The sequence below is a fragment of the Ruegeria sp. BB10 genome, from assembly GCF_056535725.1.
Genome location: NZ_JBQFIW010000001.1, coordinates 407,797 through 432,932, shown reverse-complemented (window position 1 = coordinate 432,932; position 25,136 = coordinate 407,797). Strand labels below are relative to the sequence as shown.

General features: G+C 56.6%; 25 protein-coding genes and 1 tRNA gene. 17 read left to right on the top strand and 9 right to left on the bottom strand.

Annotation, left to right across the window (positions count from 1 at the left end; genetic code table 11):
• Positions 1-63: 63 nt before the first annotated feature.
• Positions 64-1,098 (bottom strand): sugar ABC transporter substrate-binding protein, encoded by a 1,035-nt coding sequence (locus ACR3EP_RS02190; protein WP_480636104.1) that lies wholly within the window; start codon positions 1,096-1,098, stop codon positions 64-66.
• A gap of 26 nt (positions 1,099-1,124) precedes the next feature.
• A complete protein-coding gene (locus ACR3EP_RS02185) occupies positions 1,125-2,075 on the bottom strand; it encodes an SMP-30/gluconolactonase/LRE family protein (RefSeq protein ID WP_480636102.1) in 951 nt (316 codons plus the stop codon).
• Positions 2,076-2,100: 25 nt separating this feature from the next.
• Between ACR3EP_RS02185 and ACR3EP_RS02180 the strand changes: the two genes are divergently transcribed.
• The 7 genes from ACR3EP_RS02180 to ACR3EP_RS02150 all read left to right on the top strand — a co-directional run bounded on the left by ACR3EP_RS02180 (position 2,101) and on the right by ACR3EP_RS02150 (position 9,061).
• Positions 2,101-2,772 (top strand): GntR family transcriptional regulator, encoded by a 672-nt coding sequence (locus ACR3EP_RS02180; RefSeq protein WP_010437239.1) that lies wholly within the window; start codon positions 2,101-2,103, stop codon positions 2,770-2,772.
• A 225-nt stretch (positions 2,773-2,997) separates the two neighbouring features.
• Positions 2,998-4,473, top strand: a complete 1,476-nt coding sequence (locus ACR3EP_RS02175) for a sugar ABC transporter ATP-binding protein (RefSeq protein ID WP_480636100.1) — start codon at positions 2,998-3,000, stop codon at positions 4,471-4,473.
• A gap of 2 nt (positions 4,474-4,475) precedes the next feature.
• A complete protein-coding gene (locus tag ACR3EP_RS02170) occupies positions 4,476-5,462 on the top strand; it encodes an ABC transporter permease (RefSeq protein WP_174818509.1) in 987 nt (328 codons plus the stop codon).
• Between the two features lie 56 nt (positions 5,463-5,518).
• Entirely contained in the window at positions 5,519-6,514 is a 996-nt protein-coding gene (locus tag ACR3EP_RS02165) for a substrate-binding domain-containing protein (protein ID WP_010437236.1), read from the top strand.
• Between the two features lie 52 nt (positions 6,515-6,566).
• Positions 6,567-7,469: a hypothetical protein gene (locus tag ACR3EP_RS02160; RefSeq protein ID WP_480636098.1), complete on the top strand. Its 903-nt coding sequence runs from the start codon at positions 6,567-6,569 to the stop codon at positions 7,467-7,469.
• Complete coding sequence (locus ACR3EP_RS02155) at positions 7,457-8,266, top strand: NAD-dependent epimerase/dehydratase family protein (protein WP_480636097.1); 810 nt, start codon at positions 7,457-7,459, stop codon at positions 8,264-8,266. The genes ACR3EP_RS02160 and ACR3EP_RS02155 overlap by 13 nt, the downstream gene beginning before the upstream one ends.
• A 303-nt stretch (positions 8,267-8,569) precedes the next feature.
• On the top strand, positions 8,570-9,061 hold the full coding sequence (locus tag ACR3EP_RS02150) for a carboxymuconolactone decarboxylase family protein (RefSeq protein WP_480636095.1): 492 nt from the start codon (positions 8,570-8,572) through the stop codon (positions 9,059-9,061).
• 286 nt (positions 9,062-9,347) lie between these two features.
• Here the strand turns inward: ACR3EP_RS02150 and ACR3EP_RS02145 are convergent, their stop codons facing one another.
• Positions 9,348-10,055 carry an IS6 family transposase gene (locus ACR3EP_RS02145; RefSeq protein WP_480636093.1) on the bottom strand — a complete coding sequence of 236 codons (708 nt, stop codon included), beginning with the start codon at positions 10,053-10,055 and terminating at the stop codon, positions 9,348-9,350.
• A gap of 149 nt (positions 10,056-10,204) precedes the next feature.
• Between ACR3EP_RS02145 and ACR3EP_RS02140 the strand changes: the two genes are divergently transcribed.
• Positions 10,205-10,897 (top strand): hypothetical protein, encoded by a 693-nt coding sequence (locus tag ACR3EP_RS02140; RefSeq protein WP_480636092.1) that lies wholly within the window; start codon positions 10,205-10,207, stop codon positions 10,895-10,897.
• A gap of 374 nt (positions 10,898-11,271) precedes the next feature.
• Here ACR3EP_RS02140 and ACR3EP_RS02135 read toward each other — a convergent pair.
• Positions 11,272-11,361: transfer RNA gene (locus ACR3EP_RS02135), tRNA-Ser, on the bottom strand.
• A gap of 202 nt (positions 11,362-11,563) precedes the next feature.
• Between ACR3EP_RS02135 and ACR3EP_RS02130 the strand changes: the two genes are divergently transcribed.
• From ACR3EP_RS02130 to ACR3EP_RS02095, 8 genes are all read left to right on the top strand, one after another.
• A complete protein-coding gene (locus ACR3EP_RS02130; protein WP_480636090.1) occupies positions 11,564-12,931 on the top strand; it encodes an SPOR domain-containing protein in 1,368 nt (455 codons plus the stop codon).
• 17 nt (positions 12,932-12,948) lie between these two features.
• On the top strand, positions 12,949-14,115 hold the full coding sequence (locus ACR3EP_RS02125) for a D-alanyl-D-alanine carboxypeptidase family protein (protein WP_170348191.1): 1,167 nt from the start codon (positions 12,949-12,951) through the stop codon (positions 14,113-14,115).
• Positions 14,112-14,735 (top strand): dTMP kinase, encoded by a 624-nt coding sequence (gene tmk, locus ACR3EP_RS02120; RefSeq protein ID WP_480636088.1) that lies wholly within the window; start codon positions 14,112-14,114, stop codon positions 14,733-14,735. The genes ACR3EP_RS02125 and tmk overlap by 4 nt, the downstream gene beginning before the upstream one ends.
• Before the next feature lie 10 nt (positions 14,736-14,745).
• The gene (locus tag ACR3EP_RS02115) at positions 14,746-15,867 is read left to right on the top strand and encodes a DNA polymerase III subunit delta' (RefSeq protein WP_480636086.1); all 1,122 of its coding nucleotides are present in this window, start codon (positions 14,746-14,748) and stop codon (positions 15,865-15,867) included.
• Positions 15,864-16,670, top strand: a complete 807-nt coding sequence (locus ACR3EP_RS02110; protein WP_170348188.1) for a TatD family hydrolase — start codon at positions 15,864-15,866, stop codon at positions 16,668-16,670. The genes ACR3EP_RS02115 and ACR3EP_RS02110 overlap by 4 nt, the downstream gene beginning before the upstream one ends.
• Positions 16,667-17,464: an MBL fold metallo-hydrolase gene (locus ACR3EP_RS02105; RefSeq protein WP_170548103.1), complete on the top strand. Its 798-nt coding sequence runs from the start codon at positions 16,667-16,669 to the stop codon at positions 17,462-17,464. Before ACR3EP_RS02110 ends, ACR3EP_RS02105 begins: the two co-directional genes overlap by 4 nt.
• 42 nt (positions 17,465-17,506) lie before the next feature.
• Positions 17,507-18,439 carry an AEC family transporter gene (locus ACR3EP_RS02100; RefSeq protein WP_480636085.1) on the top strand — a complete coding sequence of 311 codons (933 nt, stop codon included), beginning with the start codon at positions 17,507-17,509 and terminating at the stop codon, positions 18,437-18,439.
• 71 nt (positions 18,440-18,510) lie between these two features.
• Positions 18,511-19,203, top strand: a complete 693-nt coding sequence (locus ACR3EP_RS02095; RefSeq protein WP_170395782.1) for a CbiX/SirB N-terminal domain-containing protein — start codon at positions 18,511-18,513, stop codon at positions 19,201-19,203.
• Positions 19,204-19,236: 33 nt separating this feature from the next.
• On the opposite strand, the gene ACR3EP_RS02090 is transcribed toward ACR3EP_RS02095, so the two are convergent.
• The 5 genes from ACR3EP_RS02090 to ACR3EP_RS02070 all read right to left on the bottom strand — a co-directional run bounded on the left by ACR3EP_RS02090 (position 19,237) and on the right by ACR3EP_RS02070 (position 23,646).
• Positions 19,237-20,259, bottom strand: a complete 1,023-nt coding sequence (locus ACR3EP_RS02090; RefSeq protein ID WP_480636083.1) for a GGDEF domain-containing protein — start codon at positions 20,257-20,259, stop codon at positions 19,237-19,239.
• Positions 20,256-20,843, bottom strand: a complete 588-nt coding sequence (locus ACR3EP_RS02085) for a heme NO-binding domain-containing protein (RefSeq protein WP_480636081.1) — start codon at positions 20,841-20,843, stop codon at positions 20,256-20,258. The genes ACR3EP_RS02090 and ACR3EP_RS02085 overlap by 4 nt, the downstream gene beginning before the upstream one ends.
• Positions 20,844-20,964: 121 nt before the next feature.
• Entirely contained in the window at positions 20,965-22,524 is a 1,560-nt protein-coding gene (locus ACR3EP_RS02080; protein WP_170348182.1) for a trimethylamine methyltransferase family protein, read from the bottom strand.
• 120 nt (positions 22,525-22,644) lie between these two features.
• A complete protein-coding gene (locus ACR3EP_RS02075; protein WP_170548100.1) occupies positions 22,645-23,337 on the bottom strand; it encodes an HAD family hydrolase in 693 nt (230 codons plus the stop codon).
• Between the two features lie 24 nt (positions 23,338-23,361).
• Positions 23,362-23,646, bottom strand: a complete 285-nt coding sequence (locus ACR3EP_RS02070) for a DUF3572 domain-containing protein (RefSeq protein WP_170548099.1) — start codon at positions 23,644-23,646, stop codon at positions 23,362-23,364.
• Positions 23,647-23,733: 87 nt separating this feature from the next.
• On the opposite strand from ACR3EP_RS02070, the gene ACR3EP_RS02065 reads away from it, so the two are divergent.
• Entirely contained in the window at positions 23,734-25,134 is a 1,401-nt protein-coding gene (locus tag ACR3EP_RS02065; RefSeq protein ID WP_480636078.1) for a diguanylate cyclase, read from the top strand.
• Positions 25,135-25,136 lie beyond the last annotated feature (2 nt).

Here is a 25,136-nt window from a genome sequence, read left to right as displayed (position 1 = left end):
GAAACTCGGTTGGTTTGCGACCCGGCAGCACGCGCACGCGCCACCGGGAAGCGGGGAGAAAACTCAGTACTCTTTGGACGGCTGCGGGAAGAGCTTTTCTGGCTCTTGCAGCACGCTGATCGCACCATCTTTGTCTTCAATTGATGTGGGCGTTTCGATCCAGCCGCCGGGATAGGACCCGTTGAGCGCATCAATGGTTGCGTGCATAGCCGCCTTACCCATCAGGAATGGTGAGGTGTTGACGGTTGCCGTGATGTTGCCAGCCGCAATTTCTTCAAGGCCGGACGTGTCGCCATCATTGCCCAAAAGGACGATGTCACTGCGGCCAAGCGCTTTCGCCGCAAAAGATGCCCCGATGATCATGTAGTCGTTCGCCGCAAAGATCATGTCGAGATCGGGGTTCGACTGCAGGATATCCATGCCAGCTGTGTTGCCGCCTTCAACGTTCCATTTACCGTCAATCGACACCACAACGTCGAAGTTATCGTTGCCCTCGATACCGTCGAGGAAGCCGCCCACACGCTCGGTCGAGTGATAGCCAGGCTGCCCTTCGATGATTCCGACCTTCAACGGTTGATCGCCATAAGTTTCAATGGCCCAGTCAGCGATGGCATGTGTGCCATTGCGCTGAGAGTACCCGACCACGCCATGAATTGGTGTCGGGAAGTTCGGGATGTCCGAGTTGATCATCAAAACTGCCATGCCCTTGTCGACGGCCTGCTTCAGCAGCGGTGCGGCAGCAAATTCATCGTGTGTACCAAAGATGATTGCATCCACATCCTGCGTCAGCACATCCTGGATCATTCCCATTTGGCCGTTGATGTCCGCACCGGACTGGGGCGCAAGCATGAAGACTTCGACCCCGGCCTCAGCAGCAACCGCTTTGATGCCTTCACCGATGGCGATGTAATAGTTGAACTCGGTCGCCGGCGGCATATACGCGATCCGGAACGTATCGTTTTTGGGTTCTATTGCATCGATTGGCGCTTGTGCCCCGTCCTCAAGTGGAACCGGTGTTGGATAATTTTCCGCCAGAGCGACCGTTGCCAGCGTGGCGAACCCCGCGACAAGCGTAGTGGTCATAAGCGTTTTCAACATAGTTTTCTCCTCCAGAAATTCGTCGGTTATCCTTTGAATGGCGCGTCGATCACGCCACGAACGCCGGGTTTCACAGCAAAGAGGCCGCCGGATTCCGGTTCTTTTGTTAAAGCTGCGTCGTCACTCATCAGCCTTGAGGTCGTGATGAACAGCGTGTCGAGATCAGGGCCACCGAAAGCGCAACAGGTGGGCTTCCAGACCGGCACCTCGATCACGCGATCTATCGTGCCGTCAGGTGCGACGCGAACAACGCGATGACCTTCCCATTCGGCGTTCCAGACGCCCCCTTCCGCATCGACACAGGACCCATCAGGCAAGCCAGGCTCATCATTGAAAGAAGCGTGCTGCCGACGGTTCGAAACGGTTCCACTGCGTGTGTCGTAATCAAATGCAACGATTTCCCGATCCGGGGTATCCGCAAAGAACATCGTCTCACCGTCGGACGTAAAGCAAGTCGAATTGGCGCAAGACACTCCTTCGATAATCGTCCGTACACTCAAATCCTTATCGACGCAGATGACTGACGAATCGGCTTTACCAGAAACTTCGTTCATGCCTCCAACAATCAATCGCCCCTGGCGATCAGTTCGCCCATCGTTCAGCCGTGTCTCCGGATTGTTCGGCTCGAATCGCGTCACGAGGGTTTCCTCGCTATTGGGCGACTCGAACAAGACAACTCGATCAGCATAAGCAACTATCAGACCGCCAGACGCGCGCGGCGCGAAGCAACACACGCGCTCCGGCATCTCATGAGAAGCGGTGTCTGACGTTGCAGGATCAAATGACCAAAGCGCGCAGCCCTCAATGTCGGTCCACCAGATAAGGCCATCGGCGGGATTCCAGAAAATCCCTTCCCCGTGCTGGTTCTTACAATCGACGACCAACTCTGCGCGCACTTTTTGATCTCCTAAGTACATTCTGATATCTGATATACCAGCTTGCCTAATCTGGTGTATCAGATATCTTGCATCTGGCAACACCTTTTTTTGGAGATATCCTCAGATGGCGCTTGAGAGACCCAAGTCTTTGCGTGAACTCGCACTGGAACATTTGCGGAATAGTATTATCGATGGCTCCCTGAAAATGGGTCAGGTTTTGTCGGAGCGAAAAATCTCCGAAGAGCTGGGCGTATCGAAATCGCCAGTCCGCGAAGCACTCGCTCAACTACGTGACGAAGGGTTGGTCAGTATCGAGCCTCAAAAAGGCGCACGTGTTTTTTCGCTGTCTGAGCCGGAAGTGACTCAGATCTGCGATTTCAGACAGGCTATCGAAACTGCCGCCTTTGAACTTGCGTTGTTGCGGAACCCGGAAGGTCTTGCCGACGACATGCAGCGTGTCGTGAAGGACATGGAGAAGGAACGCAGGCGAGGTAATGAAAAGGGCTACCTTTCACTGGATACCACATTTCATCAGTTGATTTTTGAACATGCCGGTAACGATTATCTGACGGCCAGCTATACACGCTACATCGGTAAGATTGCCGCATTGCGAACCCATTTGGCGAAGCTGCCACAGCATACTGAGCTCTCCTTCGATGAGCATTCGAAAATCGCTATTGCCGTTCGCGAAGGTGACATGGCCAAAATCAAATCTCTTCTCACAGCGCATATTGACCGCACCAGACAAGCCTACAAAAGCGCCGCCATCGTCCTCGAAGGAGCGACCGCATCCTAGCAAAAACGTAGCTTCGTTGTGACGGGGGCGGGCCAGAACGGCGGCGCCCCTTTCTTTTGAGCACCTCACTGTCTTTTCTTTTTCCGTTGACATCTGAGATATCAGATGCCAATCAGAAGGCGGGAGGAAGCTTATATGACGCCAGCAATGAAACCTGACTCACCGGGGCTACAGCCACTGATCCAACTGGATCGGGTTGGCAAAAGCTTCGGCACGAACATTGTTTTGGATGGCGTCGACTTTGAATTGAGACCCGGCGAAGTTCACGCGCTATGCGGGGAAAACGGCGCCGGAAAATCCACCTGTCTCGGCCTGTTTTATGGACTTCACCAACCTTCTGCTGGGCGTATCCTGTGCGACGGCAAGGAACAGCGGGTCGAAAGCCCGTCGCATGCGCAATCCCTGGGCATCGGCTGTGTTTTCCAAGAGCTCAGCCTCGCTGGCGCACTCTCTGTTGCGGAAAACATCTACGCGGGGCGCGTACCCACCCGATTTGGCGTAGTTGACTGGCCTGAACTGCGCCGCCGTGCGGAGGCGTTACTGGCGGAATTCGGTCTGGATATCGACGTCTCAACACCCGTAGAAAACTTGCCAATTAGCTCCCGCCAGATTGTTGAAATCGCCAAGGCGCTGTCGTTGAATTCCCGCGTCCTTTTGCTGGATGAACCGACATCGGCATTGGCACCCGACGAAGTAGACGCACTATTCGAAGTCCTAAAGTCCCTGACAAAGAAAGGGATTGGCATCGTCTATGTCAGCCACCATATGGCCGAGATTTTCCAGATCTCGGATCGCATTACCGTTTTGCGAGATGGGCGCCACATCAGCACTTTACCGGTTTCGGAAACTTCTCAGGAACAAGTCATTGCCGAGATGATCGGCGGCGCTCACCCCGGTGATGTCACGCGGTCAGGTAAGGTTAACGGCGAAGAGGTTTTGCATGTCCAAGACCTAACCCATCCAGGTGAATTCGAAGACGTTTCTTTCTCCATTAAAGCCGGAGAGATTGTAGGGATGGCAGGGTTGATGGGCGCTCGCCGCAGCGAGATTGTTCGATCGATTGTCGGGCTGATGCATGGCGCGACCGGGGAGATCAGACTTCACGGCAAGCCTGTTAACTTTGCGTCCTTGCGGCAGGCGATGCGTGCTGGAGTCGGGTTTGTTCCCGAGGAACGCAAGACTGAAGGCCTCTTTCTGGAGCAATCACTCAGCGACAACCTGATCGCGGCTAGCCTTTCCGATCATGCGTCTGCTGGGCTCATGCGTTCGGGCTCGATCAAAGCAGCTAGCCAAGCAGCCATTGACGCCTTCAGTGTCAAAACCAGCGGGATTAACGAACTTGTTGGTGATCTCTCAGGGGGCAATCAACAAAAGATAATGTTGGCCAAGTGGCTCAAACGCGCGCCAGCTCTTCTGATCATCGAGGAGCCCACAAAAGGGGTCGATGTCGGAGCCAAATTCCAAATCCACACGGAACTATTGCGTCGAGCTGCCGAGGGAATGGCCATCCTCGTCGTGTCATCCGATTTTCCCGAACTTGTTTCTCTCTCAACCCGCATCCTTGTCGTCCACGACGGTCGCCTCATGGGAGACATCGCAGCCGCTGAGGCAACCGAAACAACGCTTCTTCAAATGGCCGCCGGAAATTCCGCCCCAATTGTTGATGCGCCCCAAACCAATCAATCAGGAGTCGCGACGTGACCATGACCGCTCAAGCCAACTTGCCCATGAAGCGTCCGCTGCTGCGCCGTGTTTTGCAAGCTTTTGTCGATATTCGTGAACTGACTCTGATCGTTCTGATCGCCGCCATCATCATCGTGATGTCCAACGTCAATCCCTACTTCCTCAGCTTCTCGAACTTTCGAGCCGTGGCCGTGGGCATGGCCCCGACCGCGATCATCGTGATCGGTATGGCGATCTTGCTTGCCTCTGGCGGGTTCGATCTTTCCGTCGGGTCGGTAATGGCCTTGTCTTCTACCGTCGTAGCCATGCTGCTTTTGACCGGCATGCCAATTCCGCTCGCTGTGGTATGCGGATTGGTGCTGGGTGGAATTGTCGGCGTAGTGAACGGTTTGCTGGTGACCGGCCTCGGGATCAATCCGCTTATCGCAACCCTCGGCACGATGTCGATTGCGCGAGGCATCGCTCTTGTCCTGACGGAAGGTTTCTCAGTCTCAAGCCTGCCGGCATCATTTGCCTGGATCGGTAAAGCTGACATAGGCGGCTTTCCGGTAATCGTCTTGTTCACCATTCTGCTCGTCGTTCTGTTTGACCTGGCCGTCCGCCATACACGCTTTTTCCGTCAGGTCTATTTCATCGGCGCCAATGAAAAGGCCGCGATGTTGTCAGGCATCCATGTCACACGCGTGCGTATCATTCTGTACGCACTGACCGGTATTCTGGCTGCTTTGGCCGGAGTTTTGCTGGCCTCGCGCCTGATGAGCGGCACGCCCACGGCAGGAAACGGTATCGAACTTCAGGTTCTGGCAGCGGCTGTCATCGGTGGCGCATCTCTACGCGGCGGCGAAGGTACTATTCTTGGTGCTTTCCTCGGCGTCGTTTTCGTTGCGTTGATCAACAACACTATGACGATGCTGGCTGTATCGATCTACTGGCAGATGATCGTCATCGGCGGTGTACTCGTTACAGCGGTCGCCTTGGACATGCTGATCCGAAGCAAACGGGGCTAATCCCGAAGCTTTCCAAAACTTAACAACAACCAAAGATCCAAAACAGGGAGACTACGATGACTGAATTGAATGTGAATCGGCGCAGGCTGCTGACAGCGGGCACCACCGCAGGATTGGCCGCAGCGTTTGGACTGCCCATGCTGTCCAAAGAAGCCATGGCGCAAGCGGCCGGCAAAGAGTATGTTTTCCTGTCCATTGTCACGCAGGTGCCGTTCTGGGTGGACTATCGCAATGCGATGGAAGACCTTGAAGAATTGATGGGCATCAAGGCCACATTCACCGGTCCGTTGGATTTCGACACGGCCGCACAAGCACGTCAATTGGATGAACTGATCGCAAGACGCCCCGCAGGCATTCTTATCTTCCCCGGTGATCCAGCCACTCTGGCCCCCGGCGTCGAACGTGCGGTCGAGGCGGGCATTCCGGTCACATGTTGTATTGGCGATATTCCCGACAGTCCCCGGTCCACATTCCTTGGTATCAACGGTGTTCAGGCAGGACGTGTCGGCGGCGAAATGCTCGCGCAAGCGATTGGCGGCAAGGGCAAAGTTATCCTCGGCACTTTCCCTGCCCCTTCCACATTGGAGCGTGTCGAAGGGTACAAACAAATCTTTGCCGAGAAATACCCGGATATCGAGGTTGTCGACGTCGTCAACGATAAGGCCGACCCGTCTTATGCACCGACAGCCTATCTTCAAGCCATTCAGGCGAACCCGGATATTGTTGGCATTGGCGGTACGGACGGCGACAGCGGCAAAGGCGCTGCAATTGCCGTTAATGAGGCGGGACGCAAGGACATAAAGATCGTCGCGATGGACCGAAATGATGATATGCTTCCCTATATCGAAGACGGCACAATTCACGGCGCAGTGGCTCAGAAATCCTATCTTGAGATCTTTCTCGCCTTCCACATGATGCATTGGCAGAACACTGACGCGCTGAAGGTATTGCCCGATTGGAAGGCGGCTGGCATCAATCCTCTACCCGAGCGTGTTGAAACCGGGGTTATGCCGATCACTGCCGAAAACGTCGTCCAGTTCAAGCACACCTAAGGGATTGTCCCGGTGCATTCTATCGCGCCGGGAAACCGATAGGAGGGGGTACATGTCGGACAGATGGAGCGTTCTTCACCTGCAGCAAAACGATCTGCAGCTGACACTCCTGCCCGGCATCGGGGGCCGCTTATGGGATGTGAATTTCCAGGGGCGCTCCCTCCTCTTTCAGAACACAGATCTCGACGGGTTGGAGGTCGATGACACGCGGCTTACTGATCTACCCACACGCTCTCCACAATTTGGTTTTCCACTCTGGGGCGGTGAGAAGACGTGGATCGCCCCGGATGCATCCTGGGTAAATGGCGCTCCGTTTCCCGTGTTGGATAGCGGCGCTTACCAGATCACTTCAAGAAACAGCACTCGTATCGACATGACCAGCGCAGTATGTCCGACCTCGCACTTATCGGTGTCGCGTCGCATCACACTGACCTCAGCGGAAAGCTGGGAAATAGAACACCTCGTGGTCAACCATGGGACCTCCTCTCGCCTCACCGGCATTTGGTCAGTCATGATGCTTAACACCCCTGCCAAGATCGGTGTCGAGTTGGAAGACCCCGCGTTTTATCCTGTTTTTGGCTCTTCCGAAGGGATGATAGCTACGCACGGCAAAAGCATTGTCGTGGATTGCAACAGACAGCAGGAATTCAAGGTCGGGCTACCGAACCCAAACGGACGTACAGTGGCGCGGTGCGGCGCTGATGGCCCTCTGCTGATGTGTTCAGTACCAGAACCTCAACAGGGCGATCAATTTGCACACGACTATCCGTTTGAGGTCTTTAACTCGGGCGATTACGCCTATTGCGAAGCGGAGTGGCACTCCCCGGCACGCAACCTCGCACCGAATGAAACGCTGAATTTTCGGCAAAAGTTTCACGTTTTGGCGGACGAGAATGCACCCCAAATGCCATTGGGCCTCACAAACAACAAGGAATTCCTGTCATGCATGTCTTGATCACAGGCGCTGGTGGGCATCTAGGCCGCAAACTTTTCGACGCGCTAGAAAATGACCCCGATTACATCGTTTCTGGCCTCGACATTCGCCCCGTTGATCATCCCGACATTCACACCGCAGACCTGTCTGACGACAGCAGTTGGGTCAGTTTGCTAAAGGGCGTGGACGTTATCGTGCATCTTGCTGGTGACCGAGAGCCCTCCGCCACTTGGGCCTCCGCGATCAAACACAATATGGATGCAACGCTTTCTCTCTATCACCATGCGGCAGCCATGGGCGTCAGCCGCGTCGTTCTTGCCAGCTCCAACTGGGTCCATGGCGACAAAAGGTTCACGCATGAGGTGCTCAACAGCGCGACACCACCAGGGCCAGTAAACGCCTACGGCATGTCAAAGCTATTCTGTGAACGGACAGGGGCCTATTTCGCCGAGCATCACGGACTGTCGGTCATCTGCTTGCGCATCGGCTGGACGCAATGGACTCACGGCAACCAACCCGGCACACACATGGCGATGGGCCGGTGGGGTCAGGAAATGTGGTTGAGTGATCGGGACTTTCTAGGCGGAATGCGCGCCGCAATAGATGCCAAGGATATTTCCTTCGCAGCCCTGAACCTAATGTCAGATAACCCAGGTATGCGCTGGGACATCACCGAAACACGACAAGCGATTGGCTATTCTCCAAAGGATGGAAGCCCCGCGAAAATAACATTGGGCATTTCCTTGAGATCCATGCTGCAGCGGCTGTTTACAGTCCGGCTCCCTAGTTATTTCACGACACGTTTTCCAGATTGGTAGAGTATAAGGCCCGGACATTGTTGCGTCTCGCACAATCAGCTTCCGAAACCTCCTATCGAATTAAGAACTTGAAAGATACGCGCCTAAGTACCAATCACCTGGCGCCTGGCTCACAGGTCTGCTGCAGGACGAAACAGGTGATCGGTTGACCGCCATCTGTCTTTGCTGCGTTGCGGCCCGCCAAACCGGCCACTCGCTGCGGGTGCGGAGTTTTCAGATTAACGAACTCACAGTTCGCGGACTAAGCAGGCATTTGTCGATCAAGCGAGTATTGTTGGACTTATATCCGGGCAACACGAACGCTTGGGCACCATTGTTTATGAAGGTCATCAAATAAAGAGACTATTTCCATCCCTTCCCGAGGACGCAACACTTGGCAGCGTCTTTCAAATGTTTCCGGACAGGCTTTCACTTTGGTGCCAGTATGAGAGCCTTGTGATGCGAGGAGAGAGTAAACTTTCCGCCTCCGAACGTGAGTTAATCGCTGCCTACGTTTTCGGGTTGAATGCCTGCTCCTATTGTCACGATGCGCATACTGTATTTGCCCGCGCCTATGGCATTGATCCAAAACTGGTTAAAGCGCTGATGGAAGACCTTCATTCAGCGCCTGTCGATCAACGATTCAAGCCCATCCTTGCTTATGTAAAGAAGCTCACTCTATCGCCTTCCCGTATGATTGAGGCGGACGCACAGGCGGTCTATGAAGCCGGTTGGTCGGAAAGTGCGTTGTTTGATGCGGTCCAGGTTTGTGGTGTTTTCAACTTCGTGAACCGCCTCGTTGAGGGACAGGAATAAGAAAAGTTGTTTAGAACCCTGAAACGATTGATGGGAAACCGTCGCAAAATTGACCAGCACGTCATTCTATACTGACTTCGGCAGGGCCAATGTGTGAGCAAATGGGTCGGCTTTGGGTTCCCAGCAGACCTCCGAGGCGACGCAGCATCCTGAGATATTGTCTCTCGTCATTGTCGGGTTGTCGTCGTGGGAGGGCATGGCAGATCGGAGGATCAGTCATGGAAACCCAAACTGGTGCTGTCAGACGAATTCGAACCAGTCTCAGTTTGGTGTGGAAACCGCGATCCTATCCGGAACAAAGTTGACGCCACTCGACGAGAGCTGCGGTGCGTGTCAGCTTGAAGGCGTCTCGGGTGGTGAGAGATCTTTCCTGGTTGAAGTGGTCGTAAACGGAAGAATGGACGGCTGCGAATTTCTGTAAACTTCGCATGCGCCTGAAACGCTGCATCGCGCGTTCTCGTCGTCGGAACGGGAGGTGTGAGTTCTCGACGCGGTTGTTGAGCCACCTACCCGTCCTTTGTTTTTCGGTAGCGCCAAATTCTCTGAGCGCGGCTCTGTATGAGGCGAAGCGATCCGTGACGACGTTTTCCGCTTTTCCGTGCCGCTTCATCAATTTCCTGAGGAATTTCAGTGCAGCCTGCTTGTTTCGGCGTTTGGTGACAATGGCTTCCAGCACCTCGCCTTCATGATCAACGGCCCGCCAAAGATAATGCCGCTTGCCATTCACCTTCACGAAAACCTCGTCAACGTGCCACTTCGATTTTGAAAAGGCTCGGAGTTGCTGAACCCGTTTTCTTCGGATCTCTGATGCAAACATAGGGCCAAACCTGTTCCACCAATATCGGACAGTTTCGTGGCTCACGTCGATTCCTCGCTCGTGCAGCAGATCTTCGACATTCCGAAGCGAGAGCGGGAATCGGATGTACAGCATTACCGCTAAGCGGATGATCTCGGGACTGGTTTTGAAGTACTTAAAAGAGGCAGGTCTGGTCATCCCTAAACGCTACGCAACCGCCGTGCCCCGCTCAAGCAAAGTTAATCTGACAAGACCCGAAAGATCACGGCGCCTGGCGCACGGGTCTAATGCGGGACGAGACAGGTGATCGATTGACGCCAACCCACACCACGCGCAAAGGTAGACGGTTGCGTTACTACGTCTCCAACAGATTGATCTCGGGTGGCATGGATGTCTCCGGCTGGCGATTGCCCGGCCCGGCGCTGGAACACGCTGTCATGGATGTCATCGTCAGACACCTGCAAGACGCCGCCGCCGCGCACCAGGTTCTGGCGCAACTGGAGGCTGGGTCAGCCGAGGCAGTGCAGACTTCAGTTGCGGATTTAGTAACCCGACTTCGACGGCAATGCGGTCAAGTCGGTGCTGATATTCTAGCCACCGGAAGAATTGCACGAGGACAAATTGACCTCGAATTGAACCGCAAAACCCTGGCAAGCACGTTTGGCATCTCTGCCGATCATCTACACCCGGATCTCACGCACATCACCGCATCCTTCGATCTGCGCCGCCGCGGCGTCGAGGCCAAGGTCATCGCCGGAGACATGGCACCCCAACCCGATCCCCACCTCTGGTCCATGCTGATCCGCGCCGATGGCTGGGCGCGCGATCTGAAAGCCGGGGTTCAACTGATGGAAATCGCACGCCGCGAAAGCGTCCCCGGCGCCTTCATCCGCACCCGTGCTCAGCTCGCCTTTCTCTCCCCGAAGATTCAGGGAGCGATTCTCGACGGCACACAGCCTCCCGAACTCACACTCAAGCGTCTGGTCAGCGTGACCCACCCAGTTGATTGGTCCGAACAGGAACGCCTGTTCGGCTTCTGACATCTCCAGATCCTACGTCCCTGATACGGGGTTCGCCCTCCCTGATCCGTCGGCAAAATTCCCTGTTCCAATGAGAGAATTCCCTGTTCCACGTTTTAGGGAATTTGCAGGATAAACCTCTGTAAAATACTTAGTTCTGACCCGAGAAATGACGGAACTTAGACCCTTTTCGCGAAATTTCCTGTAAATTGCCGGGTATCAGGGAAATCCCGCCCAAAGCGACCCCGCCAAAATGCGGCACTGAGACTAGAGATCGCAATCTACTCAGAGTGTACGGTGTGCGCTGTCTCTGATTGAAAGCCCACGTGCCAACGCGCGGGAATTGCGGCACAATTCCGGATCAGAAAATACAACTGAAGTGAGACAGGTATGAGTGGCGGGGAGACAGGGATTCGAACCCTGGGGACGCTCTCACGCCCAACGGTTTTCAAGACCGCCGCATTCGACCACTCTGCCACCTCCCCGCGTGGGGCTGGGTCTAAGGCCAACTGAAATCGGTGGCAAGAGCAAATAGGGAATTCTCGCCTAAGCATGTGCAGTGGTCTTTCCATGACACCTCACCCACGTTATGCTTTGCAGGAAAGACCGTAACAGACCGGCAAGACAGAACCGGCAATTGGCGGCGGGGTTCAGGAAACGAGACCCCTTCAGGCAAGGGATGACAAAATGAAGCGAGCGACTGAGACACGCGTAAAACCGCGATCGTGGGCGGTGCTGGCCGTGACATTGGCAATTCTGGCGGGGTGTGACGAGACACTGTCGACCGAGGAAGCATTGTCGGACGCACCAAGTGACGGCACCCAGACCAGCGGTACCGTCGAACTGTTTCCCGGTCATTCAGACAAATCAGGCGCAACGGTCGAAGCGCCAGAGGCCTTCAATGTGACCGAGGCCGCGCTGTGGGATGGGCGTCCGTCCTTGGGCGGTATCTGGGTTGCCCACCCAGATGTGACTCAACCCGAACGCGTTGTCATCAAGAATCCGAAAAACAACAAATCCGTGAATGGCGCCTTGTTCCGGCGGGAAAGAAACCTGCCCGGCCCGGCTTTGCAACTGTCCTCTGCGGCCGCTGGCAAGCTGGGTATCCTTGCGGGTGCGCCGACCAAGGTTCAGGTTACTGCCCTGCGGCGCAAACCCGTAGAAAAAGAAGAACCCAAGCCCGAAGAAACCGCGACAACCGAGAATAAATCGGTCACCGATGAAGCAAAATCAAAAGACGCAGCCATAGAAACGGCTACGGCAGATGCCGAAAAGCCCACAAAGCGGAAATGGTGGCAAAAGAAGGAAACGGTTGCCGCAGCAGGTGCAGCCGGAGCCGCTGCAGCGGCAACAGGCGACGCCGCAGCTGAAGCAACCGCCGATGCCGCGGAGGACGTGGTTGAAACCGCAGCTCAGGCCACACCGTCCTCTACTCAATCTGAACCCGAAGTCAGCCCGTCCGAGGAAAAGCCCGCCAAACGGAAGTGGTGGCAAAAGAAAGAACCGGTTGCCGCAGCAGGTGCCGCCGGAGCCACCGCGGCGGCAACAAGCGACACCGCAGCTGAGGCAACCGCTGATGCGGTGGGAGAAGTGGTAGAACCCGCAACTCAACCCACCGCGGCCCCCTCTCTGTCTGACCCCGAAGTCACCCCACCCGAGGACAAACCGGCCAAGCGGAAGTGGTGGCAAAAGAAAGATCCTAACGAGATCACTGAAACGCCGCTTGACCCCGTTGCAGGTGCTGCAGCCGCGATTGAAGCGGCCGACCCCACCCCGGTAAGCGCGCCTGCTCCGGCGGCTCAGGATCCAAAACCACGATCTCTGACCAAGCCGTTTGTTCAGGTTGGAACCTTCAATGTCGAAGCCAATGCCAAGAGCGCGGCGCAAAAAATTGAGCGGAACGGAATGACTGCCAATGTTCGCGAGCTGAAGACCAACGACAAAACGGTCTGGCGCGTATTGGTTGGCCCGGCGAAAACCCGCTCGGAACGCAACGCATTGCAAAGCGACGTCAAGGACCTTGGTTTTTCCGACGCGTTCTCTGTCAAGAATTGAAACAAAGGAGGCCCCTCGTGCTGTCCTCACTGCGATCATCCGTTTTGACCCTTGGGCTGGCTGTGTTTGCCCTGCCCGCCCAAGCCTTTGATACAACAGCCCGCGCGGCATATGTGGTAGATCAGACCACAGGTACGGTTCTACTGTCCAAAGAGGCCGATTTGCCCCTACCGCCTGCCTCTATGTCCAAGCTTATGACGCTTTACGTGGCGTTCGAGGCACTGCGCGATGGCCGCCTGACATTGGATGAAACATTGCCGGTTTCAGAACACGCCATGAGCTATGGCGGCTCAACCATGTTCCTGAACACGCAGGACCGCGTTCGGGTCGAAGACCTGTTGCGCGGCATTATCGTACTGTCGGGCAACGACGCTTGCGTGGTGATCGCCGAGGCGCTCAGCCCTGACGGAACCGAGGCTGGGTTTGCCCGATACATGACGCAACGTGCGCAGCAAATGGGCATGAACAACTCCAACTTTGCCAACTCGAACGGCTGGCCCGCTGCCGGTCATATGATGTCCACCCATGATCTGGCTGTGTTGGCAAATCATCTGATTTCGGATTTCCCGGAATACTACCCCCTGTTCGCCGAGGAAGAGTTTGAATTCGATGGCCGCGCGCCGTCGAACAAACGCAACCGCAACCCGCTGCTCAAGCTGGGGATCGGTGCCGACGGTCTGAAGACCGGCCACACGCAAGAGGCCGGGTATGGCCTTGTCGGGTCGGCCAAACAGGGTGACCGTCGGGTGATTTTTGTACTCTCAGGTCTCGACAGCACCGGCAAACGGGCAGAGGAGGCTGAGGCCGTGGTTAACTGGTCGTTTCGAAATTTTGTCGAGAGGACAGTTGCCAACGCGGACACGCCAATAGCCGAGGCCAAGATCTGGATGGGCGCGCAAAAGACCGTGGGTCTGGTCCCGGAAGAGGACCTGTCGCTGCTGTTCCCAGTTCTGGGTGACAAGAATATCGAGGCCGAGGTTGTCTATGACGGGCCGGTCAACGCGCCAATTGAAAAGGGTCAACAACTGGCTGAGCTGGTTATCAAACCCGAAGGATTGCCGGAAATCCGACGCCCATTGGTGGCGTCTGAAAGCGTCCCGGCCGGAGGCTTCGTGGTGCGCATGATGACCGTGGGCGGTATCTTTCTGACCGATGTAATCGGCAATCCACTGGATGCATTGTGACAAATCCTGGGTTGTTTCTGACCTTCGAAGGCATTGACGGATCAGGCAAATCTTCGCAGGCGCGCATGCTTGCCGAGCGTTTGCGCGACCTTGGTCATGAGGTCGTGCTGACGCGCGAACCCGGTGGCTCGGTCGGGGCCGAAGAAATCCGCCGCCTGGTTTTGGAAGGCGACCCCGACCGCTGGTCGGCCGAAACGGAATTGCTGTTGTTCACTGCCGCGCGGCGGGATCATTTGGAACGCACAATCGAGCCCGCCCTTGCCGCTGGCAAAGTGGTTATCTGTGACCGATTTGCCGATAGCACTCGCATGTATCAGGGCCTGTCGCGTGGCGATTTGCGCGGGGTGGTTGATCAATTGCACAGCTTGGTGATTGGGCGCGAACCCGATCTGACACTGCTGATCGACATGGACCCACAAACCGGTCTGGCCCGCGCCAAGGGGCGACAGGGCACAGAAGAACGGTTCGAAGATTTCGGCATCGATCTGCAGCAAAAGATGCGCGCCGGATTTCTGGCGCTGGCCGATGAGTTTCCGGACCGCTTTCGCGTGATTGACGGCAACCGCGACATGGACAGCGTTGCACAGGATGTGACAGATATCGTTCTGCAAGCTTTGTGACTGACGATAGATGAGCGACGATACCCCAACCCCGGATCAGGCCCCCGGTGCCCCGCACCCGCGCGAAACCCAGCAACTGTTTGGGCAAGCCGCGGCTGAACAGGCATTTCTGAGCGCCTACACCTCGGACCGGCTGCACCACGGCTGGCTTTTGACTGGCCCGCGCGGGGTGGGCAAGGCAACCCTGGCCTGGCGGATTGCACGGTTTTTGCTGGCAACGCCGCCGATGGAAGAGGATGGGCTGTTCGGTGCCCCTCCGCCACCTGAAACCCTTGCGATTGATCCCGAACATCCGGTCGCACACCGCATACTGGCCGGGGCCGAGCCAGGGCTGGCCGCCATCACCCGATCCGTGAATGATCAGGGGCGGTTGCGGAACGAAATTGTCGTTGATGATATTCGCAAGCTGGGGAAATTCTTCGGTCTGTCCTCGGCCGATGGCGGGCGGCGTGTCGTAATCGTCGATTCAGCGGACGAGATGAATGTCAGTGCGGCTAATGCCCTGCTGAAAATGCTCGAAGAGCCACCTGCGCGCACGACATTACTGTTGGTTTCGCACCAGCCGTCACGCCTGTTGCCAACGATCCGATCCCGTTGTCGAACCCTGCGCCTTTCTCCACTTGGACCTGAGGATATGCAAGCCGCCCTCGTGCAAACGGGTGCGGACCTGCCCGCGCAGACCGACCATTTGGCGGCGCTGGCTGCCGGGTCGGTCGGCGATGCGGTGCGGTTGATCAATCTGGGTGGGTTAGAGATTTATGCTGAACTGATCGCCATTCTCGGCACCCTGCCCCGCATGGATCGCCAGCGCGCGCTGGCCCTGGCCGAAGCCGCCGCCCAACGCGGCGCGGCAGAGCGGTTCGAACTGCTGCTGACCCTGATCGACGTCGTCCTGTCGCGCCTGGCGCTGACCGGCGCAACCGGTGCGCCGCCACTACCCGCGGCTGCGCCGAATGAGGCGGAAACGCTGTCACGTTTGTCCCCATCTCCGCATCAGGCCCGTCAATGGGCCGAGGTTGCGGCGACAATCACGGCCCGCGCGCGCCATGGTCAGGCGGTGAACCTTGACCCTGCCGTTCTGGTCCTAGATACGGTGTTCAAGATACAGGAAACCGCCGGTCAGAGCAGATGAGCGACACCCCCCAGATCACCGACAGCCATTGCCATCTGGACTTCCCCGATTTTGAGGGGCAGCTGGACCAGATCATCGCCAATGCCGCCGAAGCAGGCGTGACCCGCATGGTCACGATCTGCACCCGCTTGCGCAACGAACCCACCATTCGTGCCATTGCCGAGGCACACGCGCCGATCTTCTATGCCGCAGGCACCCATCCCATGAGCGCCGCGGATGAGCCGATGGCCACGGTCGACGAACTGATCGCGCTGTCCCGGCACCCGAAATTTGTCGGCATCGGCGAAACAGGACTGGATTATCACTACACCGCTGACTCAGCCTCGGTGCAAAAGCAATCGCTGCGCGTTCATATCGAGGCCGCCCAGCACACCGGTCTGCCGCTGATTATCCACGCCCGCGCAGCTGATGATGACATGGCGCGCATTCTGGCTGAGGAACACCGCAATGCGCCCTATTCCTGCGTAATGCACTGTTTCTCATCCTCGGCGGAACTGGCCCGCGCCGCGCTGGATCTGGGTTTCTACCTGTCCATGTCCGGCATCGCCGCCTTCCCCAAAAGCCAGGAATTGCGCGATATCTTCGCCGCCGCGCCCGTCGACCGCGTTCTGGTGGAAACTGACGCCCCCTATCTGGCCCCGCCGCCTTATCGCGGTAAACGTAACGAACCGGCCTATACCGCCCACACCGCCCATAAGGGGGCCGAAGTGTTCGGGTTGGACTATGCCGATTTCGCTGCCCAGACGCAGGCCAATTTCGACCGTCTGTTCACCAAGGCCGCAACCTACAAGGCGGCTGCATGACCCAGCTGCGCTGCACCATCCTTGGCTGCGGCTCGTCCGGCGGCGTACCGCGACTGGGCGGGCATTGGGGGGATTGCGATCCGCAGAACCCCAAGAATATTCGCCGCCGCTGTTCGATGCTGGTTGAACGTGACGGGCCAGATGGCACGACCACGGTGCTGATCGACACCACCCCCGACATGCGCAGCCAATTGTTGAGTACTGGAACAGGGCGTTTGGATGGCGTGGTTTATACTCATTCCCATGCCGATCACGTCCACGGCATCGATGACCTGCGCATGATCGTCTATAACATGCGCGAGAGAGTATCGGTCTGGGCCGACGGTGATACGCAGAACGCCCTGCTGGGGCGGTTTGGGTATGCCTTCATCCAACCCGAAGGCTCTCCCTATCCGCCGATCCTTGACTTGAAATCCATCGACGGCCCGTTCGAAATCGACGGCCCCGGCGGTTCGATCCCGTTTCACCCCTTCAAGGTCAATCATGGCTCGATCGATTCTTTGGGTTTTCGGATGGGTAAGCTGGTGTATCTGCCGGACGTCGCCGAACTTTATGACGACGCTTGGCCTATGATGGAAGGGCTGGACTGTCTGGTCATTGACGCCCTGCGCCGCAGCCCTCATCCCACACACGCCCATCTGGATAAAACGTTGGAATGGATCGATCAGCTGAAACCCAAACGAGCGGTTCTGACCAACATGCATATCGACCTCGACTATGTCACGGTTGACGCCGAAACCGCCGATCACATCACCCCTGCCTATGACGGTATGGTGATCCATCAGGATTTATAGGGCACTTCCGTTGCAGCCCGCGAAACACTCTGGGGCGGCTGGATGCTGCAAACTCTGATCGAAGTTATCCTGCCGGTATTTCTTGTGATCGGTGCCGGACACACCGCGACCCGTCTGGGGTATTTCAAAGAAGCCCATGTCGAAGGGTTGATGAAATTCACCCAGGGCTTCGCGATTCCCTGCCTGCTGTTTCTGGCCATCGCACATCTGGATCTGAGCGCCAGTTTCGATCCCCGGCTACTTGGCAGCTTTTATGCCGCCGCAGCCCTGTGTTTCACCGCCGGGTTGTTCGGCGCCCGCCTGATCTTTCACCGCGAGTGGGAAGATTGCGTCGCCATCGGCTTTTGCTGTTTGTTCTCGAACTCGGTTTTGCTGGGCCTTCCGATCACGGAACGCGCCTTTGGGTCCGAGAATTTGGACGGGAACTACGCCATCATCGCCTTCCATGCACCATTTTGCTATGCCATCGGCATCACGGTGATGGAAGTTGTCCGAAACCGGGGGAATGGCGGCAGGCGCATGATCCGGTCGGTGATGTCGGCAATGTTCCGCAATGCGCTGATCCTCGGTATCGCGCTGGGATTTATCGTTAACCTTTCAGGAATTGGCGTACCTTCAGTTTTGGACGAAGCGCTTGGCCTTATTACTCGTGCCGCCCTGCCCGGCGCCCTGTTTGCGCTGGGCGGAGTTCTGGTCAAATACAAGCCCGAGGGCGATCTGCGCGCGATTGCCTATGTCTGCTGCATTTCATTAATCCTGCACCCCGCCCTGGTTTGGCTGTTTGGGACCTCTGCTGGTCTGCCTCAGGATTTGTTCCGCTCGGGCGTTCTCACAGCGGCGATGGCGCCCGGCTTCAACGCTTATATATTTGCCAACATGTACGGACACGCAAAACGGGTGGCAGCCTCATCCGTTTTGATTGGAACGGCGACCTCGATTCTGACGGTCTGGTTCTGGCTGACACTTTTAGGTTGATGGCACCTTAGTTTGGATTGACTCTGGCGCGGCGGGACGCACCTATCGGTAAAGCTAAAAGGACAATTCGAATGCACCACGCCCTTATCGTCGCCCATGGCCAACCGTCGGACCCGACCCCGGCCGAACAGGCCTTAGCCGAGTATGCCGCCGAGGTCGACGTACTGTGCGCAAAGGTGACTGTGCGGTCGGCAACGCTGGCGGCACCGGGTATATTCGAAGAGCGCGTTTCAAAGCTGACAGATGACGCGGTAATTTACCCGCTGTTCATGGCAAATGGGTGGTTTGTCACCAGCGCGCTACCCAAACGTCTTGCCGGGCGAAATCTACGCATTCTGGACCCGCTTGGTATCGACCCTGAACTTCCAAAACTTGTGGCCGGGGCGCTGCGCGACAGGTTGGTGGAAAACCAGTGGACGGCGCAGGAAACGGATCTCGTTGTGGCGGCTCATGGCTCAGGTCGCAGTCGCAACCCATCTGCCGTTGCCTTTGCTTTCGCTAGCACGTTAGAAAAATATCTGGCATTCAGGTCCATTCGTGTGGGTTTTGTCGAAGAACCCCCTTCCATCTCCGAGGCCGCGTCAGGTCTGTCGGCGCAAGCTATTTGCCTGCCCTATTTTGCCTGCACCGGCGGTCACGTTCTGGAGGACCTGCCGCAAGAGTTGGCTGAAGCCACGTTCAAAGGACAACTCATGCCAGTTGTCGGAGAGCTTCCACCGATCAAGCGCCATATTGCAAACACTCTGAGCCGTGTGTTCGATTAGCCTTGATCGCATCTAAGCCGGGTCCGCGCGATTTTAATCCAAACGAACCCCGGATGCCGGGTCGCCTTGTCGATGCCCCACCAGTGTCGAGTATAAGCAATGCCGAGATCTGCCTTTCCTCTTCGCCTCATACAGCGCCAAATCAGCCGCGTTCAGAATTTCCGCGGATATGGGGGGCGAAAACTGCGTGGACAACGCGGTCCCGATACTGGCTGATATCCGACAGGGGTTTTTCTCGAACACCATTGGTTTTTGCAGCCGGTCAATAAGACGTGACGCAATTGCTGAAAGGACAGATTCATCCATCAAACCCTTGAAGATAATAACGAACTCATCCCCGCCAATGCGGGCCACTGTATCATCGTTGCGGGTTTCCTCTACCATGATCCGGGCGGCCTGCTGCAACACGTGATCCCCCGCTGCGTGCCCATATTGATCATTGACCGACTTGAAGAAATCCAAATCCAGATGCATCAGGGCGAAAGGCGAATTCCCGGATATCAGATGGCCCAGAACCACGTCCATGGCCCGACGGTTCTTTAACCCGGTCAGCATATCGGTAAAGGCTTGTTCTTCGGCGGCCAACATCGCCCCTTGCAGCCGCAGGTTAAGCGACCGCGAAGCCTCCATCGCGGCCGATTTAGCCTCGACCAGGTACAGCAGTTCGATCGCAAGGTCGGTGCCAGAAAAGTCCGCACTGGTCAGCGCATAATCACGTACAGCATCCAAAATCGAAATGCCGAAGGACAGGTTAATTACTGCGCCTTTTCCGTTGGGCAGTGGGGCAATCAATCCCTTCAACGCCGTTCGTGGCGTATCATGGAGTTTCAGGTGCAGTTTTGCGCCAGCCAACGACATCAGCGCCGAAAGGGTTGTGACAGCGCGCGGGCGTATCAACTCGAATACGTCCAGAAATTCTTTCCCCTCCATCGGTTGATCCGGGCGAAGTTTCTGCAACGTCGGCCCTACGCGTGTTATCCGCCCAGTTTCGCTCACCAGAACGAACATTGGACATAGTGTTTCCAGCAAAGAACCCAGATCGCCAGTATCCATCATGATTTGCGCGCCCCAAGATCGAAATGACGCCCTTCGGCAAAAGCGCTTTCCACAAGTACGACTGAGATGACTTCGGCCTCGCCCTCTTGCCCGTCATGGAACAACATGGCCAAGGCACCGTAATCGTCGGCCATGGCGCGCAAAACCCCGACCATAACGCTGGAATATCCGGCCAATCCGGGATGACAATACAATTGATATTCTGTTGGGCTCACCTCAATAAGCTCCAACATTGGCACGCAAAGGTCGGAAACTGCCAAACGGACGCGGTCGGACAAGTCATCCAGGGAATGCAGGAACTCTATATAAGTGACGCCGCCAAAGCGCAGCAGACGGCGCAGATCCTCCATATTCGGGTGAGACACCAGATATGTTCCCAAATCCTCGAGTATTTCGGCACGTGGGCGCTTTAGTTCGTCGCACAGTGCGTCCAAAACCCGGGCAGTCATGTCATCATCGTAGACGAGCATGGCCTCGAACTCGGTAAATCCCAGCTCAGCCATCTCGGTCACGCGCAACCAGCACGTCTGCCCGTAGGTCGCGCATACGAAGGATTGTACCGCCCGATTGATCAGACCATGCATAAAATGCCCCAGATTGGTTACTTCTCCAATCTGGCCCGAGATTCCTTAACAAACCCCCAAGATAGGACGTTGGATTCCAACAATCTGAACAAATATCACAGTGGAAGTCTTTGACAGAGAACTAGAAATCCGTCGGCGCCCCACCTTCGGCCTTGCGACGGGCGACAAAGTCGGCAAGCTCATCCCGGATCGCATCATCCAGCGCCGGTGGTTCAAAGCTGGTGATGATCTCTTTGAACATGTGATGGGCCCGCTCCGCCGTCCAAATGCCACCCGCAACATTCCACCCCTCGAAGTTCTTCCAATCACTCAGAAAGGGTTGATAGAATGCGGTGGTGTAGCGGTCCTGCGTGTGCTGAATACCAAAGAAATGGCCGTCATTGCCCACCGACCTGATCGCATCCAACGCGATTTCATCTGGACCGGTCGCGGTAATTTCAGGCTGCATATAGCGCTGAATTTGCTGCAATATTTCACAGTCCATGATGAATTTCTCGGGGCTGGCGATCAACCCTCCCTCAAGCCAACCTGCTGCGTGGTAAACCATATTGGTACCCGACTGAACGGACGCCCACAGAGAGTTCGAGGTCTCCCAAACCGATTGGCCATCGGGCACGTTTGCGGCACACACTCCCGACGACCGCATCGGCAGGTTGTAGAACCGTGCCATTTGTCCAGTCATCTGGGTGGAACGCATGTATTCTGGTGTACCAAAGGCAGGTGCGCCTGACTTCATATCCACATTGGATGTGAACGTCCCGATTACGCAGGGAATCCCCGGGCGCACGTATTGGAACAGAGCGATTGCGCACAAGGCTTCGGCCAGCGATTGCGCCACAGCCCCCGCCATCGTTACCGGAGCCATTGCACCAGCCAACGTGAACGGCGTCACAACAATCGCTTGCCCCCGCCGCGCCAAACGCAAGCAACCGTCAATCATCGGGTGGTCGTGTTTCAGCGGTGAGGTCGAGTTGATGTTCGAATACATCCGAGGCGTTGCCTCGAATTCCTCGTGGCTCAGCCCGCCAGCGATGCGGACCATCTCCATCACATCTTCGACCCGTTCCTTCCCGAGGCAATAGGCATGCATCGCCTTGTCGGTCAGCGTTAGCTTGTCATAAAGCACATCCAGGTGCCGGACACTGGCATGTATATCGACGGGTTCAACCGGATACCCGCCCGCAAAGTGAATGCAATTGAAATATTGCGTCAGTTTCAACAGGTTGCGGCACATATCTCGATTGCCGGGAACCTTGGTACCGATCTCCATATCCCAGTAATTCGGCGGCGATGATACGTTGCCGAACACCATGTTCTTTCCGCCGATCTCAATCGTGCGGTCCGTATTTCGCGGAGTAATCGTAAAGCTTGACGGGGCTTTGCCCACCATCTCCATGACAAAGTCCCGGCCCATGCGAACATTGTCGCCCTCGACCGTACATCCTGCCTCACGCAGAATGCCTTTGGCTTCTTCGTTGTAGAACTCGATCCCGATCTCTTCGAGGATGCGCATGGCCCCTTCATGGATCGCCTCGATCCCGTCCTGATCCAACGGTTCAGTCGGGCGGTCGATGTTGATTGGCGGGCTCCACGGCATCTGGTCGATTACCGCAGTACCTCTGCGTTCAGCGGCCCCGGCACGTCCACCACCACGACGCCTACGAGTTTTTGTGTCTGCCATCTGATCCTCCGGAGCTTGCTCTATCACAAGCAAGCCCCGAAGGTCGGGGGCTGGCCGCTCTGTCTGCGACAGACTTTGTCGGTTTTTTATCCCGAAGCGACGAAATTGGCTGGAGCGTGATCAGTTTATCGCCAGCCAGTCGGGAATGTGCCCGATATCCGGCAAAACGACATCCGCCATGGGTGCCAGTGCTTCGGCCGGAGCCATGCCCGTGAGAACGGCAATTGTCGTCATCCCGGCAGCGCGACCAGCTTGCAGGTCGTGCAGGCTGTCGCCCACCATGGCCACCTGTTCAGGTGCCACGCCTACATGGGTCGCAAAGGCAAGCAACTGCCCGGGCCCTGGTTTGTACCCGTGGCCGCTGTCATAGCCCGCGACAAAGTCAAAATGATCGCGAATCCCGACCGATGAGAGATGCTGTTTCGCTGGCATCTCACCGTCATTTGTGGCCACGCCCAGCTTTAGCCCAGCCTGTTTCAAACCTTCCAGAAAGGGGGCCAATGGCACGGCCTGCGCCTGCGGAGCCGACGCCGATTCGGTGTTCAGGACATCGACCAGATCTTCCTGCGTCATGTCGGGAAGATGCGGAACCAAGGCTTCGGCGATTTCATCAACCGTACCGGCGATGACGATGCTGTCCTCGGAATAGGTGGCCTTTTCCAGGTCAAAGCCGATAACACGCCCCAATTCTGAAGCGCGTGCAGGGTCTCCGTCGGCCAGGCGCAACACGACATTGCGCCCGAAAGCCCCCCAGGTGTTGGCAAAGTCAAACAAGGTGCCGTCCTTGTCGAACAGGATCGCGTCGATAGGCATTGCATGCTCCTGCAAAGTTGTGGGTCAGGTCCAGTGGACGTCAGCGCCACCGGACAAAACCGCGCGGGCCTGTCCAGGCAGGTCATAGGGCACGGAATTCGCGTCACAGAAGGCGATTACCCACGAGTCGTCAAGCATAAGAAACTCCAGCACCGACCCCAGAAACTCGGGCTCGCCTGCTCTTTCGCGCAGGTCCTGTGTCGATGCACCGGTTGAGCCAAGGAAAATTGGCAGCAATTCTTCATTGCCCACCAGCCAACTCAGAACATTGAGCGCCAGCGTTTCGGCAGATTGGGCGTTGATTGACATAAAGTAGCCCCGGATCAGGTCTTGGAAAGGGTTTGTTAACCAGACTCATAAACACTTTAGCAACGCATGCAATAAATGGTGACTGATATGTCCGTGCAGGGAACCATCCTTGTCCTCGACGGGGCCTCAACCAATCGCATCATGCTGAAGGTTCAGCTAACTGCGGCTTGGTATCACGTTGTTCAGGGTGAACGGCTTAAGGGTCTGCCCGGGCTTTTACGGCGTGCCAGGCCCGACCTGGTTCTGACCTCGCAAACCTTGCCGGACGGCTCTGCCGCTGACGTAAAGAAGCTTGTCATGGCAGACCCGGATTTGACCGATGTGCCTGTGGTTGCGATCGCACAGCAAAACGACAAGGCCGCGCGGTTGAATGCGCTGGCTGACGGGTTGGACGATGTTCTGGCCCACCCGTTCAAGGATACGTTCCTGCTTGCGCGGGTTCGCAGCCTGTTGCGCGCGCGCGCCGATACCCAAGAATTGCAGGTTGGAACCAGTTCGCACCCCATAGGATTTGCCGAACCCAGCGCTGCGCTGATCATGCCTGCGAAAACCGGTCGAGTCGCTATTCTGACACAATCGTCATGCACCAGCGCTTTGTGGAAAAAGGCCCTATTCAAGCAGACACCGCACAACCTATCCGCTCATACAACATCCAACCTTCGGGGTATTCTGTCGGGACCTGTCCCTGATGCCATCGTGTTCGAGGTCAGTGCAAACCCGTCGGACCTCAAACTGCTGGCCGATCTGAAATCGCGAAGCACAACGCGGCATACGGTTCTGATTGGTGTTCTTGAGGAAGAGAATACCGAATTGGCATCCGAAGCGCTTGATCGGGGTGCCGACGCGATTTGCATGGGTAGTTTCTGCCCCGAAGAAACGCTGTTGCGCCTGGAAAACCAGATTGTGCGAAAGGCCCGGCTGGACCTGATGCGCGCGTCGCTCAGGCGCGGGTTGGAGGATTCCTGGGTCGATCCGTTAACCGGCCTGCACAATCGCCGATATGCGATGCACGCGATGGATCAGATCATGCACAAGGCTGCGCGGACCGAACAAGGTTTTGCGGTGATGCTGGCTGACCTGGATCACTTCAAGTGTATCAACGACTCCTTCGGCCACACCGGCGGGGATCTGGTGCTGGCCGAGGCAGCGGCCCGGATGAAACAAACGATTGGCTCGGCCGGGTTCATCGCACGAATCGGTGGCGAAGAGTTCATGGTTGGCCTCGCCGAAGCAACGCAGGCCAAAGCACTGAAACTAGCAAGAAGCTTGTGTGATTGCATCCGTGACAAACCTTTTGAGCTGCCAGACGCCCCTGCCCCAATACCGGTCACGATCAGCATCGGACTAATCGCAGCCCAACCAAACGGATTGTCGCAATCACTTCAACCACTCCGGTTGGAGGGGCTGATCAAATCGGCCGACACCGCGCTTTATGCTGCCAAGTCGGCTGGGCGCAACCAGGTTCGGGTCCGGCAGAGCGCAGCCTGAAC